Below are 570 nucleotides of genomic sequence, written 5' to 3'. Positions count from 1 at the left end.
TTGAAACAACAGGTAAACAAGGTCAAACCCAAACAGGTAAGCCTGAATTTACTGAGGGCGACAGCCGTGTGCCAATGAACGATGACGTTCCAGCTACTTTCGATGATGGTTCAACTACGAAGACAGTTGATGGAGTTGGTACTTACACAGTAGTAGCAGACGGAACTGTAACTTTTGTTCCAGAGAAATCATTTACTGGAACAGCACCAGCAGTGACAGTGGTTCGTGAAGACAAGAACGGAACCAAAGCTTCTGCGACTTACACCCCAACAGTAACACCGGTGACTCCAACTGCTACACCAGCAGAATCAACTGGTCCTCAAGGCGTGGTTCAGACCGGAACAGTAACCTTTACCGAGGGAGATTCCGTTGCTCCAATCGACAAAGATACCATTACTCTTCTTGATGAAAATGGCCAACCAGCAGCGGCAGTGTTTGCGAAATCACCAGCGGGTGATATTATTGGTACCTTCACAGTTGATAAAGAGACAGGTGTTGTAACCTTCACACCAACAGATAAATCTTACTCAGGTGATGTGGTTCCAGTTAAGGTTCAAGCAGCTGATACAA

1 pseudogene is annotated in these 570 nt (G+C 46.0%); it reads left to right on the top strand.

The annotated features are described in order from the left end of the window. Positions 1–570, top strand: a pseudogene (locus AX662_RS00555) (CshA/CshB family fibrillar adhesin-related protein); the annotation flags it as partial.

Origin of the sequence: Streptococcus sp. CCH5-D3, from assembly GCF_001556435.1 — a bacterium.
Lineage (GTDB): Bacteria > Bacillota > Bacilli > Lactobacillales > Streptococcaceae > Streptococcus.
This window is presented reverse-complemented; position numbering and strand designations above follow the sequence as displayed.